Here is a 15,163-nt window from a genome sequence, read left to right as displayed (position 1 = left end):
CTACTCTGCCTTTTCGATCAATGTTTTACACGTTCCTTCTGTATTCGTACCTAAAAGTTTCGGCATGATCTCTTCTTTACTTCCGATCGCTGATACGGTTCCGTCTGCGATCAGTACGATCTTATCAGCTACATTTAAGATTCTCTCCTGATGTGATATGATAAGGATCGTCCCATTGATTTCTTTTCTCATTTTTTCAAAAACATGAATCAGACTGTTAAAACTCCAAAGATCGATGCCTGCTTCCGGCTCATCAAATATGGAAAGTTTTGTTCCTCTCGCAGTGATCATTGCGATCTCGATACGCTTCAGCTCTCCACCGGATAAACTGTTGTTGATCTCTCTGTCAATATATTCTTTGGCACATAAGCCTACTTCGGAAAGTACATCACAGATCTCTGATATGCTCATATCCCGATTTGCTGCAAGTGTGATCAGGTCTTTGACTGTCAGCCCCTTAAAATGCACCGGCTGCTGAAATGCGTAACTGATCCCCTTTCTTGCGCGCTCTGTAATGCTTAATCCTGTAATGTCTTCTCCATCTAAAAAAATCTGTCCTGATGTCGGTGTGATGATACCTGCAATGATCTTTGCCAATGTAGATTTACCGCCTCCATTAGGACCGGTGATCGCAACAAAATGATCGTCAATGGTAAGGTTTACATTTTTTAATATTTCTCTGCTTTCCTTATCATCTTCTACTTCATAACTGATATTTCTTAATTCGAGCATGTATGTCCTCCCTGTTTCTATCTGTACGGATAATTTTACCAAACTTCTTTTTATTATACTACCTGCTAATAAATCAATCAACTTTTTTCCATATTTTATTGACAGCCCCTCTATATCATGTTACGGTTCATTTACATACAAATAAACTGTAATATTACATATTACACATCTAAACAGCAGGTGTTTCAGTACTATGACATATGGAGGGATTCTATGAAACGTTTTCTGATATTTTCATTAAAATCAGTCTGTTATGATTCTTATACTTTCTTTGCACAGTCACTTGCAGATGCCCTGTGCAATGCCGGGCACAGTGTGGAATTATTTTCTGCGGCAAATGAGCCGTTAGAAGCTATGGAACAGTATACCGGCAAAACGTTTGATGCCGTATTTGATCTTAACTCTGAACTGCCACGCCTGAAAATGGACGATGACAGTTACTTTTTAGATCATATCAACGCACCATTTTATGATATCATTCTCGATCATCCGCTCTATCATCACGACACCTTAAAACAGACGATCGCAAATTTTCATGTGCTGTGCTTAGATCATAATCACTGCGATTATATCAAAATGTACTATCCACACATTGCTTCTGCGGATGTCTTTTATATGACCGGAGAGGATATCGCCCCTTCCGATGTATCTTATCCGGATAAGTCGATCGACCTTCTCTTTTCCGGCACTTATACCAGCTATCATGAAGTAGAAGATTCTTTTTCGGCCTGTCCCGGTTTTATGATCGCTTTGACAAAAAAACTCATCGGTCTGATGCTTGATGATCCGGCACTGACGCAGGAGGCTGCCTTACGTGCACTTCTCCCTTCTTTAGCGGAAGCTGAGATCATCGAAGAAATGTTTCCACTTCATATGCAGGCATGTTTTCTCTGCGACACATGGCTTCGTGCATACAAAAGAGAAATGCTCCTTCTTTATTTAGCCAAGCAGCATCTTCCACTTACAATCTGTGGAAACGGCTGGGAAAAGTCCCCGCTTGCCGCATTTGACAATGTCACTTTACTTCCGGATACGGATTTTCGTGATACCTTTTTGCTGTTCCGTCAGTCAAAAGTCACTTTAAATCTTCTGCCGGAATTTAAAAACGGAACCCACGACCGGATCTATTCTGCAATGTTAAACCACTGCCTTTGTTTCACTGATGCATCTCATCTGTTAGAAGATCAGTTTATCGATGGCAGACAGCTTTGTTTTTATGATATCCATAATTTAGAAAATTTATCCAGCCGGATTTCTTCTTTACTTTCTGATCCGGTAAAATTACAGGAAATCTCCCAAAATGGATATTTTTATGCAAAGAAAAACTGCTCATGGCAGGCACGAGCAGTTTACTTGTTATCTTTATTATAAATAATCGTTATCTTTTTACTTTTCGTCCATATTTAATGGAGATGCTGTCTAAAAACTTTTCATTCGGCTCAAACCGGATACAGATGGTATCTCCACTGTCTTTCCAGATGATCTCATAAAATTTGCGTCCCTGTTTACGGCTCGAATAATCCATAAACTTCACATTTGTATCCTGATGGGCACTTCTTAGTGAACCATCACCCACCGGTGCGATCTGCTCTACCTGATCCATATGGATACTGATCATATTTTTACGTTTTCTCTTATCCCTGATCCGGTCAAAATCAATCCCTCCATCAAAATAAGTATACTCATATTCGATATTGGTATGAAACCATGTCCACCACCATAATACGATCAATAAAACAGCCGGCAATGCAAAGATCAATGGATTCACCCATATACACCCTAACAGACCAGCAGCGGCTAACAGAAGGGTAAGATATCTTATTACAATCGTTGATTTTTCCGGTCTAGCAGTTAATAATACTGTATTCTGAAAATCATACATTTTTCTAACCTCTCATCTTATCGTAATCTTTTTCATAACTACTTCTCATCTTCATAGTTATCAATCTTTTTCCATTATAATACATTCCCGCTCAGATTACTAATTAAAAAATTCTAAATAATCTCTTGTATGATTTTTCTTTCTTATCAGGCACATCAATCTTTGCATTCTTTTTAATTCCCTTAAAAGCTTTTTTCCCCACACTCTTAAGTTTTGTAGAAATAATTTTTATATTATTTAATTTTTTACAAGCATAAAATGCTTTTTTTTCAATCTTTCTTAAATTCCTGCTGTTTATTGTCACTTTCTTCAAATTTGTACATCCATGAAATGCATTCGCACCGATCGTCTGCACATTTTTTCCGATCTTTACAGCTGTAACTTTTTTATTCCCTTTAAATGCATTCTTTTCAATCTTTACTATCTGAAAAGATACATTGTTGATCATTACTGTATCTTTAACCGTAATTGTTTTTGCCTTTTTAGCCGTACCAACAACTGCTGCTGTCTTATCTTTTAAACCGATCACACGGTATTTATATTTACCAACAGTATAAATACCGCCTTCTATTGGTATATGTGCTGTCATGTCTTCATCCGGCTGTACATCTGCAGTTCTATCCGGCTGAGTGTCTGTAGTTCTATCCGGCTGAGTGTCTGTGGTTCCACCTGATGGGCTTTCTTTGTTATCCGCCGGTTTTTTTGTATCTTCTGATTTTTTCTCTGCAAGTGCTTTATACTCTGCTTCTGCCTGTTCTAATACAGAAAGTTTTGTTACAAAGCCTTGTTCAATCTCATTTAGGGCATCATATGCCCCTCTTGCAGTATCAATCAGTTGTTTGGAAGCTTCTGTATCATGTACCGTTCCAATCTTATCAATCAGTGCATCTACTGCCGCTGCTTTCTTACGATATGTTTTCTCAGATGGCTGTACCTTTTTTGCTGCTAAAACTAATCCATCATACGCCGGCTTTTTACTTAAATCTTTACGAAACAGCAGACAGTTTTTTTCTTTTCTCCATGACAGATCATCAGATAATCCCCAAATTGTAACACTTGTAATATCTGCACCCCGATACTTTTCTGCTAACAGTGCCTCCATAAATTCCTGATAATATTCCCCCTGTGATGCTTCCGTATCATTTTCTGACATTCCGATATCTAACTCTGTTACCTGAATTTCTACACCAAGCTTTTCGGAAAATTTTCTTAATGCAGTCATATAACCATTGTTTCCATATAATTCCCAGCCCACATCAATATGGCTCTGCATACCGATGCCATCAAGATTGCCTGCTTTCCTGACCGGAGTCAACAACTGAATGATTCCTTCTGTCTTCTGTTCAAAGTATTCATTATAATCATTATAAAACAATTTTATCTTATGATCCGGTGCATACTCTTCTGTATATTTTCTGGCATATGAAAATGCTTTCTCAACAAAATCTTTACCGATCGTCTTATACCATAAACTGTCTTCCTGCCGCATCGGGGATGCTTCACCCGCTTCAAGCCCTATCCCCCATGGATCTGCTATTGCTTCATTGACAACATCCCATGCGTAGATCACTCCCGGATAGTTTGTTTCTGTATAAGCGATCACATCTTTTATATAATTTTCCATACGCTTTAACATCAGATCCCGGCCGGCCAATTGACCATTTGTATCATAATTTTCATAAAAAAACCAGTCCGGTGTCTGCGAATGCCATACAAGTACATGTCCTCTTACGGATATTCCGTTTTCTTTTGCAAAGTCTAAACCATTCTTACATGCATTAAAATTAACTGCTACATGCTCTTTGTAAGTATCTAACCGTGCAATACTTGCTGCTTTATCCATAATATAGTCCGGTTTCATCTCATTTTCCATTGTCATGCTGTTAAACTGCTCTCTGACAAGGCTTTTATAAGGTTCTGTCCTGATGACATAATCAGGTGCTGCAACTCCCATATAAAAAGCATCTTCATAAAGATCTTTCAAAGAAGTTTCTTCTGTTTCAGAAATTTCTTCCGCTTTTACCATCATTGGCATCGGATCGGTCACAAAGGCGATCATAGTCATTATGACTACCAGCAGCAGACACTGGATATTCCTGCTTATTCTTTTCATACCTGTTCCTCTTTCTTCTCTTATATATCTATCTTCTATCCTTCTCTTAATCTTATTTTCAATTATGAAAAAACACCCTCCAGATATTACCCCGAAGGATGTTTTTCTTTAACATTCTGATTATTTTACAATGGATTTTTTTGCTAAATTACCCTTTTTAAATAATCTCTTATATTCTTTTACTTTCTTATTTGGAACATCAATCTTTGCTTTCTTTGCTATTCCCTTAAATGCGTTCTTTCCTACAGTTTTCAATTTTAAGGAAGAAATCTTGATGTTCTTTAATTTCTTGCATTTATAAAATGCCTTGGCTTCCATCTTACTCAAATTCTTACTGTTAATGGTTACTTTCTGTAACTTTGTGCAGCCACTGAATGCATTTGCACCGATCGTCTGCACATTTTTTCCGATCTTGACAGTTGTCACTTTTTTCTTTCCCTTAAACGCATTTTTCTCTACCGCAGTAATTTTAAAGGAAACATTCTCAATTTTCACAGTATCTTTAACGGTAATTGTTTTTGTCTGTTTTGTTGTACCGGTAACAGCCGCTGTTTTTCCTGCTAAACTCGTAATACGGTAAGTATAACTGCCAACCGTATATACTTTTCCTTCTACAAGTGTATCTGTCTGTGCATCACCTGCCGGCTGCGTGGAAGTAACTGGATTGGATGGATTTCCCGGATTCGTTGTAGTATCTGACGGTTTCTGTCCATTATCTGCCGGATCTTTTTTGTCATCCGCCGGTTTCTTAGTTAATGTCTGATACGTTTCCTCTGCCTTTGTTAATACATCAGCGTTCTCAACGAGTGCTTTCTGTGCATCGGTCAGTTTGTCATACGCAGTTCTTGCTGCATCGATCTTCGCTTTACATTCTGTAGAATCCGTTACCGTTCCGATGGATGTAATAAGTTCTTTCACCTTATCAGCAGCTTTCTGATTCTCCTGATCTGTTTTTGCCTGTTCTTTTAATGCTGCGTAATCTGCTTCTGCTTTTTCTAATACTGCAAGTTTTTCAACAAATCCCTGCTGTAATTCACTTAAATTATCGTATGCATCTCTTGCTGCATCAATCAACGCCTTAGATGCATCTGTATTTTCCACGGTTCCGATCGCATCAATCAAAGCATCTACCGCTGCTGCTTTCTGACGATGATATCCTTCCTTATATGCTGCTTCTGCCGCTGTTAAAACATCATACTTTGTAACAGCTTCTCTTTCTGTTAATTCCAGCTCATTGTATGCCGTTCTTGCTGCATCAATCTTCGCTTTACACTCCTCTGTGTAACTTACTGTTCCAATCGCTTCAATCAGGGCATCAACTGCTGCTGCTTTCTGATTCTTTACTTCTTCACTCTCTGTCACAACAAAATATACATCATGTGTTCCTGTAGCACCTGTAACATTGCAGCTATATTCTTTCCATTCGGAAGCTGTTGTATCATCAGCGGTACCTGCTGCATCATCTTTTGCAAATTTCCAGTAATCCATTTCCATTAAATTCTTTTCTGCTGCATTATTTACCGGAATTGTAATGGAACCGATTTTCTTTCCACTATCTGCATTTGGAGCATCCAGATAGATATCCACGTTACAGCCACCGCTTAATGCTTTTGCTTTCATGGTAAAACTCTTTGCACCTTCATCGCCGAATGCTGTTTTAGATACTGCAATATAATCACCGTCTGTAATATCTGTTACTTTCTGGTTAATGCTATCTACCATTGAACCTGTTTCTTCGCAATCTGCTGTTGTAATTCCTTTCGCCCATCCGATTGTTTCCGCTTCTACCCTTGTATACGGATCTAAATTCTGCGTCTGGTCAACACCTTCATAGGTACCAATGATCGGTTTAATGGTTTTACCATCTGTATCATATTCTACTTCCTGAATATGTGTAGAACGGTATACCTGCACTTTACTTGGAATACCCAGTGCTTTTGTTACTGTCTGTGCATGATAGGTAAAATAATGTTTTCCATTAAAATCAAAGAAACAGTGATGGTTGTTTCCTCCGATTCCAAAGAATTTGTTCTGATTTTCAAATGCAATTCCCTGATAGGTAAACGGTCCCATCGGATTATCACTTGTCATAACACAGATATTGGCAATACCTGTTCCTGCTGTATTATTCCAGTTTGAACAATACGTATAATAATAAGTATCATTATATTTGTGGATACCGGAATCTTCAAACACTGCCGGTGCCTGAATTGTAGCTGCATCTCCGTCTAACTCCACCATATTATCTTTTAATTTTACAACTCTTGACGTACCCGGCATATTTTCTTTTCCGGCTGGAACTCCGCCGCCATAATACAGATAACCTGTACCATCATCATCTACTAATACTGCCGGATCAAATAACCATACAACACCTTCCGATGCCTGTGTACCCCATTTGATCAGACGGCTGCTTCCTTCTTCTCCCGGTTCATGGAATGGTCCGATCGGTGTGTCTGCCTCTAATACACCGATTCCGCCGCCGCCATCTGCGAAGTATAAGAAGAACTGTTCTTTGCCATCAATCTTCTTGTGACATACTGCCGGTGCCCAGGAGTTCTTTGCCCACTTTGCTGCTCCATTTGCTCCTGCAACCGGAATATTTCCGTGGTTTGTCCAGTTCACCATGTCGGATGAAGAAATCACTGTGATCGTATTGATATGATCGTAAGAATTTTCTTTTACCGGATAACCCTTATCATCTTTCTCTGTTGCATCAAACTGTTGGGAATCATTTGTCATATAGACATATACTCTGCCATTGTATTCCATTGCATATGGATCTGCGCCAAATCGATAATCGATCAATGGATTATTTCTTCCCGGTGTCTTTGTCGTACCGGCTTCTAATTTGATCTGTGTTGCCGGATCGATCACATCTTCCGGTTCATCTGCATCTGCTCCGGTTTTTCTGAAAGAGACATCATCCATATAATAAGTGATCAGATCCTCTTCCTTATATGAAGCTTTCCATCCTATCGTTTCAGGAAAAATACGGACTTTTGATACATCTGCATCTTCTGGTACTTTAAATTCTCCTTCGAGTGTACACCATTTTCCGCGTTCGACGTCTTTACTTAACATCTGTATGATGCTGTCTGCATGCGTCCAGCTTGCTCCAAAAAAGATACATAAGTTAAATCTTGTGGAATCATAGGATTTTGCGTTGTCTGCTTCATCATAATAAAAAGATGCTTTTACTGCGTAGGTCTGACCTGCTTGTACTTTTCCGGTAACATCAACACAGGCACCTGCCGCAGTATTTGCTTTCACTGATGCTGTACTGCTGACATCCTTGCTTCTGCTGATCTTCATACTTCCTCTTTTTGCATTTCCTTTGTCAGCAGAATAGGTGATTGTACCATTATCATAGCTTTCCCATCCGGAAAGATCCGAATCAAATGTACCATTTTTGATAATCTCCTTACCGGCTGCTAATGCTGTCAAATCCAAAACAGGCAGCGCTGTGATCGTAAGTGCAGCTGTCATGACGGCAGCACCGAATCTTTTCAGATTCTTTACATGTTTCCATTTCATAAATAATCCTCCATTTTCATTATATTTTTTATCACTTAGATACTTTTATAGTAACAAATCCCAGAATCAGATCACTATCTGTTTCTTTTGAGATAATAAATCCGGTGTCTGGCTATGTCTTTATAAAGGGACATAACAATTGGGAGGTTGTAACTGTTTTACTTAAGGAAATACATATAAAACCAGACACACATATTAATAATTTGTAGTCATATTCACTACATTACTATTATAAATATTTTTCCAAAGTGTTCATATGTACTCATTTCTTTATTTTTTGTCTTATTTTCTTCTTTTGATTACAAATTTCTTTTTCGCATCAAAAAAGAGCAGTTCTTTTTGACTGCCCTTTCATCCGTTCTGCATACAGGATCTTATACACCTATTGATTATTGTCTGTTGACATTTTACGATATTTACTAGGTGTAACACCTACATATTTTTTAAATAATTTGGTAAAGTAAAAATAATCATTATATCCGACTAACTCTGTTACTTGACCGACGGTAAGTTTTCCTTCTGTCAGTAATTTTTTTGCATGCTCTATGCGAATACTTGTCAGATATTCTGTAAACGTATGCCTTGTTTTCTTTTTGATCATTGTACTTAAATAAGAAATACTGATATGATATTTTTCGCACAGACTGCTTAATGTAAGTTCTGTCTGATAATTATCATCAATTTCCTGTATTACCTGATCAACAGTCATTTCTGTATTACAAAACTCTACATTTTTCTCTTTAATAAGATTCATAAAAAACAGATAAAACTCTGCTTTGGTATGTACCACTTCTCTTATATAGTTCACATCCATTTTTTCATATTGTTCATAATATGGATCTTTTTCTGATAATAATGTGACCAGTTCATTATAGATATCCATGATATGTGTGAGCATAAGCTCCTCTTTCTGCATCATGTCCCACAGATATCCTATCATTCCATGTACTTTTTCTATATCATTCTCAGAAATCCCATTCAAGATTCTTTTTTTGTAAAAGCCGGCATTTTCATTTAAAGGCTGATACATTACAATCTGCGTTTCTTCCATCAGTTCTTCCGTTGCAAATGCTGCCTCAGCCTCTTCCATCAATGCTGCCGCTTTTGATTTTCTTCCGGCAGATCTGCTGACACCGCCTTTTAAGTTTGTTCCAAGGATCAATTCTGCAGTCTTTAATGCATCTTCTTTCTGTAATGCCTGATCTACATTCAAAATAAGAAGCATTTTATTACTTCCGAGCATGATCCGGCAATAATAAATATCTCCAAAGGATCCATAAATCTGTTCTGTTATTATTTTCTGTCCGGATGATGTATTTTCAAGAACAAGAACCTGAAACTGATCTTTTGGGAACTCTATTGCCATATCCTCCTGAAACTCATCAAAGGAGATATTACTTCCACTCCATAAGAACTCACAGACAACTTCCATTCGTTCTCTTTTCCTTCCGATTTCTAAATGCTGCTCTTCTTCTGCATCAATCTCAGCCGCTGCATTATCTAAAACTTCATAAAGCTTATCCTGAATGATCGGTTTTAATAGGTAATCAAATGCACCAAGTCTGATTGCTTCTCTGGCATATTCAAACTCTGCATATCCACTATAATAGATCACTTTTGTTTTCAAACCGGTTTTTCTTATTTCCTGAAGCATCGTAAGCCCATCCATACCAGGCATTCTGATGTCTGATACAATAATATCCGGTGCAAATGAATAACATTTTTCCAATGCGACCTTTCCATTATGTGCTTCTTCAATGGCAGATGCATATCCCCATTCTTCAACATAAAACTTTAATCCGGCTAAAATCAAAGGTTCATCTTCTGCCACTAATACTTTATATTTATGTTCCATATCTATCATTTACTTAAAATTGTCACTAAATAGGTGATCCCATCCACCGTAATGGCTTTAACGGTTTCATTTGCACTGAAGAGTTCTTCATCTACATAGGATAATTTATCCGGTGTTTTTCCTTTTTCTAACAATTCGATTGCTGCTTTCACACGCGGTCCATGAAGTGGATTACATTCTGCAATACAGGCAATCTTATCCTCTATTACATAGTCCATCGCCTGCTGTTTGACACCATCAAACGAAATTACCATGATATCGCCGTCTGTAATATTTGAACCGACCTTCTTACCCGCTGCTTCAATCGCTTCAATTGCTCCACAGGCTTCATTGTCATTCTCACAATACACAACATTGATATTATCATATTTTTTTAACAGCGATTCCATGACTTCCCTGCCTTTTGCCTGCGTAAAGTCACCTGTTACTTCTGCCATAAGTTCCCAGCCATACTTATTAACAGCCTTTAACAGGCCTCTTGATCGTCCGATCTGTGCTGAAGAACCGATCGTACCCTGAATATTTACAATATGGATCTCTTCCGCTGCAATATTCTTCTGGCTTGCATACTGATTCAGCCATTCTGCAGCTTTTCTGCCTTCCAGTTCAAAATCTGAACCTACCCAGCAGGTAAATAAGTCTTCGTCAGACACTTCAACCATACGGTCTACAATGATTACCGGTATACCGGCATCTTTTGCTTCCTGTAAGACAGTATCCCAGCCGGTTTCTGTCACAGGCGCTAATACAATATAATCCACGTCCTGCTGGATAAAACTACGGATGGCAGCAATCTGGTTTACCTGTTTCTGCTGTCCATCCTCTAAGATTAATTTATAACCATTTTCTGTTGTAAATGTTTCCTTCATGGATTCCGTATTTGCACTTCTCCAGTCGGACTCTGCACCAAGCTGTGAAAAACCCACCACAATATACCGGTCTGATTTCAATGAGGCAGTTTCCGTAGCTTCTGCTTCCTGTTCAAAAGCTGCATCCCTGCCGCATGAAACCATAAGTATACAAAGCATCACAAGCATGATCATGGCAAAAGACTTTCTTCTCATCTTGCTCTCCTAAATACTATCATTCCTATGTTCTGTAATTCATTTATAACTAATTTTGGAAATAAGATACAGACTTCTCAAGTTCCTGTGCCATATTATTCATCTTTCCACAATTATCATTTACTGTCTGAACCTCAGATATGATCTCGTGAATATTTGAATTAACTTCTTCATTGCTTGCTGCATTCTGTTCACTGATCGCACTTAATCCCTGTACGTTTTCAATGACTTTTTCTTTATAAGCTGTCAGATTATCGGTCTTTTCTGCAATTGACTTAATCTCCGTTACTGACTGATCGATCTCCTCGCTCAATTCTTCATACTTGCTCTGTGCCCGGCTTAGATTCTCCTGTTCCATATCGATCAAAGAACGGACTTTCTCTGCTAAACTGACAGACTTCTCGGATTTATCTGTAATTGTCTTTGCTAAGTTCTTGATCATTTCGGCACCTTCCGCACTCTGCTCGGATAAGTGTCTGATCTCCTCAGCAACAACTGCAAACCCTCTGCCTGCTTCTCCTGCTCTTGCTGCTTCGATGGAAGCATTTAAACTCAACAGATTTGTCTGTTCTGAAATGGAAAGGATCAATTCTACTGCCTGATCGATCTCTGCGATAGAATCATTCGTCTGTTTGATCTGTGTTGTGATATCATTGACAGCTGTTACAGACTCCTCGCTGTTCTTCAAAATGATATCCATATTTTCCTTAGCTTCATCACTGGATTTTACGATTGTTTCTGAACTATCATATAACTGATTGACATTTCCGGAAATATCATTCACACAATTACCGATCTCAATCATCTGCATATTGATATCCTGTACATTATCTGCCATAGCCATTGTTGCAGAAGACAATTCATCGATAGAACTTGTGATCCTCTTTGCACGTTCACTGCTGCTCTCGCTTAGTCCCGTAACCTCAGAAATATTTCCAACCAGTCCCTGTGACACATCTTTCACTTTACCGATCGTTGTATTCAAGTTTTCCTGCATGATACCTGTTTCAGATAATAACGCATTCATTTCTTTGACGAGACTCGAGTGTGTGTTCTGTTTCTTTAAAATACCTTCTGATAAAGCATTGACATTTTTCCCTACGGTTGTAAATGACTTTGCAAGTCTCTTGCTGATGATCAATGCTATAACAGAAAATAAAATTGTTAAGATAATTGCGATCACAACAAAAATCCGTGCTGTAGCAACGATCGTAGCCTGTACATCATTTTTCAACTGTCCGGCAAATGCCATTCCAATCACTCCATCATCAGAAATGATCGGCATATAATAAGCATAATACGTCTGCCCTTCGATCACCACATTCTTATCATAATAACCCGTCTCTGATACTTCATACGGAATATCCCTTACTCTGAAATCGTTTTCATTTTTAATAGAAGTTGTACCCACTGCTCCCTCTATCAAAATTGCCATCTCAATCTTTTGTTCCTTCAAGCTGTCGAGATATTCAAAATAGTTAGAAGCATTGATCGCTGTAATTTCATTCTGATGACAATAGCTTGCCAGGTTATTTGAAGTTACATAAAGCGCATCTTTTGTCGCTTTCTCTAAATTGTTCCTTGTAACATATAAAGATGTGACGCTGATAACCGCCACTGATAGTATCAGTGGAATTAACGAGAGCGTTATGAGCATTGCAAACAAACTTAATTTAAAGCCCTTCTTTTCAGCCTTTTTATCAGCTTTATTCATAGGTTTTTTCTTTGTTTTTGTTCTTTCTTTTTTCACGCTCTTCACCTCAATTTCTCCTTTTATCAATGGGATTTTCTCTGTAAATACATATACAGGCAGGATATTTCTATGCCTGCCCGCACATTTTATAACTAGATGTAGGAAAAAGAGGTAGTACCTCTACCTCTTTTTCCGAGCGATAACAACACTCTGAACTACTAAGAATAAGCAAAGCATAGCTGCAATTGTGATTCCTGTCCACCATGCCTGATCAAGACCAACAGATGAAACGATGTTCTGGATCGTACTTAAGGATAATACACCGAAGAATGTTCCGATAATATTACCAACACCACCAGTTAACATTGTACCACCGATGATTGATGAAGCGATTGCGTTCATTTCCATACCCATCGCATGGGATGCAGATCCGGATCCTACATGTAAGAAGTATACGAATCCACCGATTCCTGCCATAAGGCTGCAAAGCAGATGTGAGATGAATTTTGTTCTTTTAACATTGATACCAAGCATCAATGCACTCTGCTGATTACCACCAACTGCGTAGAAAGAACGTCCTAGTTTTGTCCATCTGAGTAAACAGAAGAATAATACGACAATGATAAGTGCAACAACTACACCGATCTCAACGTATGCATCTACATATTTACCAAGTTTGTTCATAGTTCCTAATCCCGGAATGATCACACGGGTATTTTTAGCTGCGACGAACTGCTCATTAGATACGTTAAACGGATTTGTATTAACAATCGTTGTCATACCACGGGCAAAGAACATGCCTGCTAAACTGACGATGAATGGCTGGATATCTAAGTATGCTACTAAGAATCCCTGTACAATACCAAATCCAAGTCCGATTGCAAGTGCGATCAGTACAGCGCCAAATACACTTCCGTTATGGAAATCTAAGTATACTGCACAGCACATACTTACTAAAGCAACAACACCACCGACTGAAATATCGATTCCACCGGTAATCATTACAAGGCTCATTCCACAAGATACAATGATCAAAGATGCATTTGCATTTAAGATATTAAAGAATGTCTGTGGTTTTAAAAATCCGGCTTTTAAGAAAATCATCGCAGCAATATACATTACAAAGAATACTACGATTGTGATCATAAGCAACAGGTTTGTATCGGTAAGGTTCTTTAAACTAAATTTAGATTTCTGCATTTTTAGCCAACCTCCTTTACATTTTTCGCTGTAATGCCTGCCCATGTCTTAGTAAACCATGCTCTTACTGTAGGAGCACTAGATACTACAAGGAGGATAACGACAACTGCCTTATATGCTGGAAGAGCATCAGACTGTACGTTAAATTTGTAAAGTGTAGTAGTCAGACACTGGATTACATAAGCACCAATGATAGATGCTGTCATGTTGAACTTACCACCACCTAATGCATTTCCACCTAATGCAACTGCTAAGATTGCATCCATTTCGATATCTTTTGCAATTACAGAATAGTTAATTGTTGAAATACGGCTTACTTTGATCAAACCAACAACTGCTACACAAACACCTAAGATTACGAATGTAATGAATTTGATGAAAATAGGATTCAAACCATTCAGTTTAGATGAATGTTCATTGATACCAACAGCCTGTGTATATAAGCCTAAAGTTGTAAATTTCATAACCAATACTGTTACAATAATGCACAGTAATGCGATCAAGAACGGTGTCGGGATACAGATTCCAGGGATAAATCCTCCAAAGTAAGAGAATGATTCATCACTGATAACCGGAAGTTCGTTGTTGTTGATCCAAGCAGCAATCGAACGTCCTGCTGTATAAAGGATCAAGGTTGCGACCATCGGCTGGATCTTAAAGTATGCAACCAGAATACCGTTAAATGCACCACAAAGCATAGATGCAAGTACTGCTACAAGGAAAGCTACGATGATCGGAGCCTGCATATGTTCCGGTCTGGAATTTCCACCACAGAGTACACGTAAGATAACACTACCTGCGATAGCTGCTGTGGCGCCAACACTGATGTCCTGTCCACCTGTTGCAGCTGTAACTAATGTCATACCGATCGCAAGGATTGCAAGTTCGGAACCTGAATCTAAGATTGTAATCAGATAACCGGACAATACTGGATTGCCTGCACTGTTATAACCTAATGTAACCTTGAAGAATGAAGGATCTAAGATCAGGTTGAAGATCAACAGTAAAAGCATAGCTGCAATCGGAATAAAAATCTGATTTCTAAATATGTTTTTTACACTAAACTTTGTTTTCATGTCTTTCATGT

Annotated in this window: 10 protein-coding genes; 1 reads left to right on the top strand and 9 read right to left on the bottom strand. The window is 38.3% G+C overall.

Translation table 11 applies throughout. The features are described from left to right. Nucleotides 1-732: an ABC transporter ATP-binding protein gene (locus H8S17_RS02375; protein WP_178051947.1), complete on the bottom strand. Its 732-nt coding sequence runs from the start codon at nucleotides 730-732 to the stop codon at nucleotides 1-3. A 213-nt stretch (nucleotides 733-945) separates the two neighbouring features. Between H8S17_RS02375 and H8S17_RS02370 the strand changes: the two genes are divergently transcribed. Next, nucleotides 946-2,103, top strand: a complete 1,158-nt coding sequence (locus H8S17_RS02370; RefSeq protein WP_186866066.1) for a glycosyltransferase family protein — start codon at nucleotides 946-948, stop codon at nucleotides 2,101-2,103. Between the two features lie 7 nt (nucleotides 2,104-2,110). On the opposite strand, the gene H8S17_RS02365 is transcribed toward H8S17_RS02370, so the two are convergent. The 8 genes from H8S17_RS02365 to H8S17_RS02330 form a co-directional block, all read right to left on the bottom strand. Then, a complete protein-coding gene (locus H8S17_RS02365) occupies nucleotides 2,111-2,614 on the bottom strand; it encodes a DUF6106 family protein (protein WP_186866065.1) in 504 nt (167 codons plus the stop codon). 103 nt (nucleotides 2,615-2,717) lie between these two features. Beyond that, nucleotides 2,718-4,727 (bottom strand): endo-1,4-beta-xylanase, encoded by a 2,010-nt coding sequence (locus H8S17_RS02360; protein ID WP_186866064.1) that lies wholly within the window; start codon nucleotides 4,725-4,727, stop codon nucleotides 2,718-2,720. A gap of 120 nt (nucleotides 4,728-4,847) precedes the next feature. Further along, nucleotides 4,848-8,264, bottom strand: a complete 3,417-nt coding sequence (locus H8S17_RS02355) for a family 43 glycosylhydrolase (RefSeq protein ID WP_186866063.1) — start codon at nucleotides 8,262-8,264, stop codon at nucleotides 4,848-4,850. A 382-nt stretch (nucleotides 8,265-8,646) separates the two neighbouring features. Then, nucleotides 8,647-10,119, bottom strand: a complete 1,473-nt coding sequence (locus H8S17_RS02350) for a response regulator transcription factor (RefSeq protein WP_186866062.1) — start codon at nucleotides 10,117-10,119, stop codon at nucleotides 8,647-8,649. Between the two features lie 5 nt (nucleotides 10,120-10,124). Continuing rightward, nucleotides 10,125-11,183, bottom strand: a complete 1,059-nt coding sequence (locus H8S17_RS02345; RefSeq protein ID WP_330595596.1) for an ABC transporter substrate-binding protein — start codon at nucleotides 11,181-11,183, stop codon at nucleotides 10,125-10,127. A 49-nt stretch (nucleotides 11,184-11,232) separates the two neighbouring features. Next, nucleotides 11,233-12,942 carry a methyl-accepting chemotaxis protein gene (locus H8S17_RS02340; protein ID WP_186866061.1) on the bottom strand — a complete coding sequence of 570 codons (1,710 nt, stop codon included), beginning with the start codon at nucleotides 12,940-12,942 and terminating at the stop codon, nucleotides 11,233-11,235. A gap of 114 nt (nucleotides 12,943-13,056) precedes the next feature. Continuing rightward, complete coding sequence (locus H8S17_RS02335; protein WP_186866060.1) at nucleotides 13,057-14,076, bottom strand: ABC transporter permease subunit; 1,020 nt, start codon at nucleotides 14,074-14,076, stop codon at nucleotides 13,057-13,059. A gap of 2 nt (nucleotides 14,077-14,078) precedes the next feature. Beyond that, nucleotides 14,079-15,161 (bottom strand): ABC transporter permease, encoded by a 1,083-nt coding sequence (locus H8S17_RS02330; protein ID WP_186866059.1) that lies wholly within the window; start codon nucleotides 15,159-15,161, stop codon nucleotides 14,079-14,081. Nucleotides 15,162-15,163: the final 2 nt, after the last annotated feature.

This window comes from Roseburia zhanii, from assembly GCF_014287635.1.
Lineage (GTDB): Bacteria > Bacillota > Clostridia > Lachnospirales > Lachnospiraceae > Roseburia_B > Roseburia_B zhanii.
The sequence above is the reverse complement of the archived record's forward strand: the minus strand, read 5'-3'. Positions and strand labels throughout refer to the sequence as shown.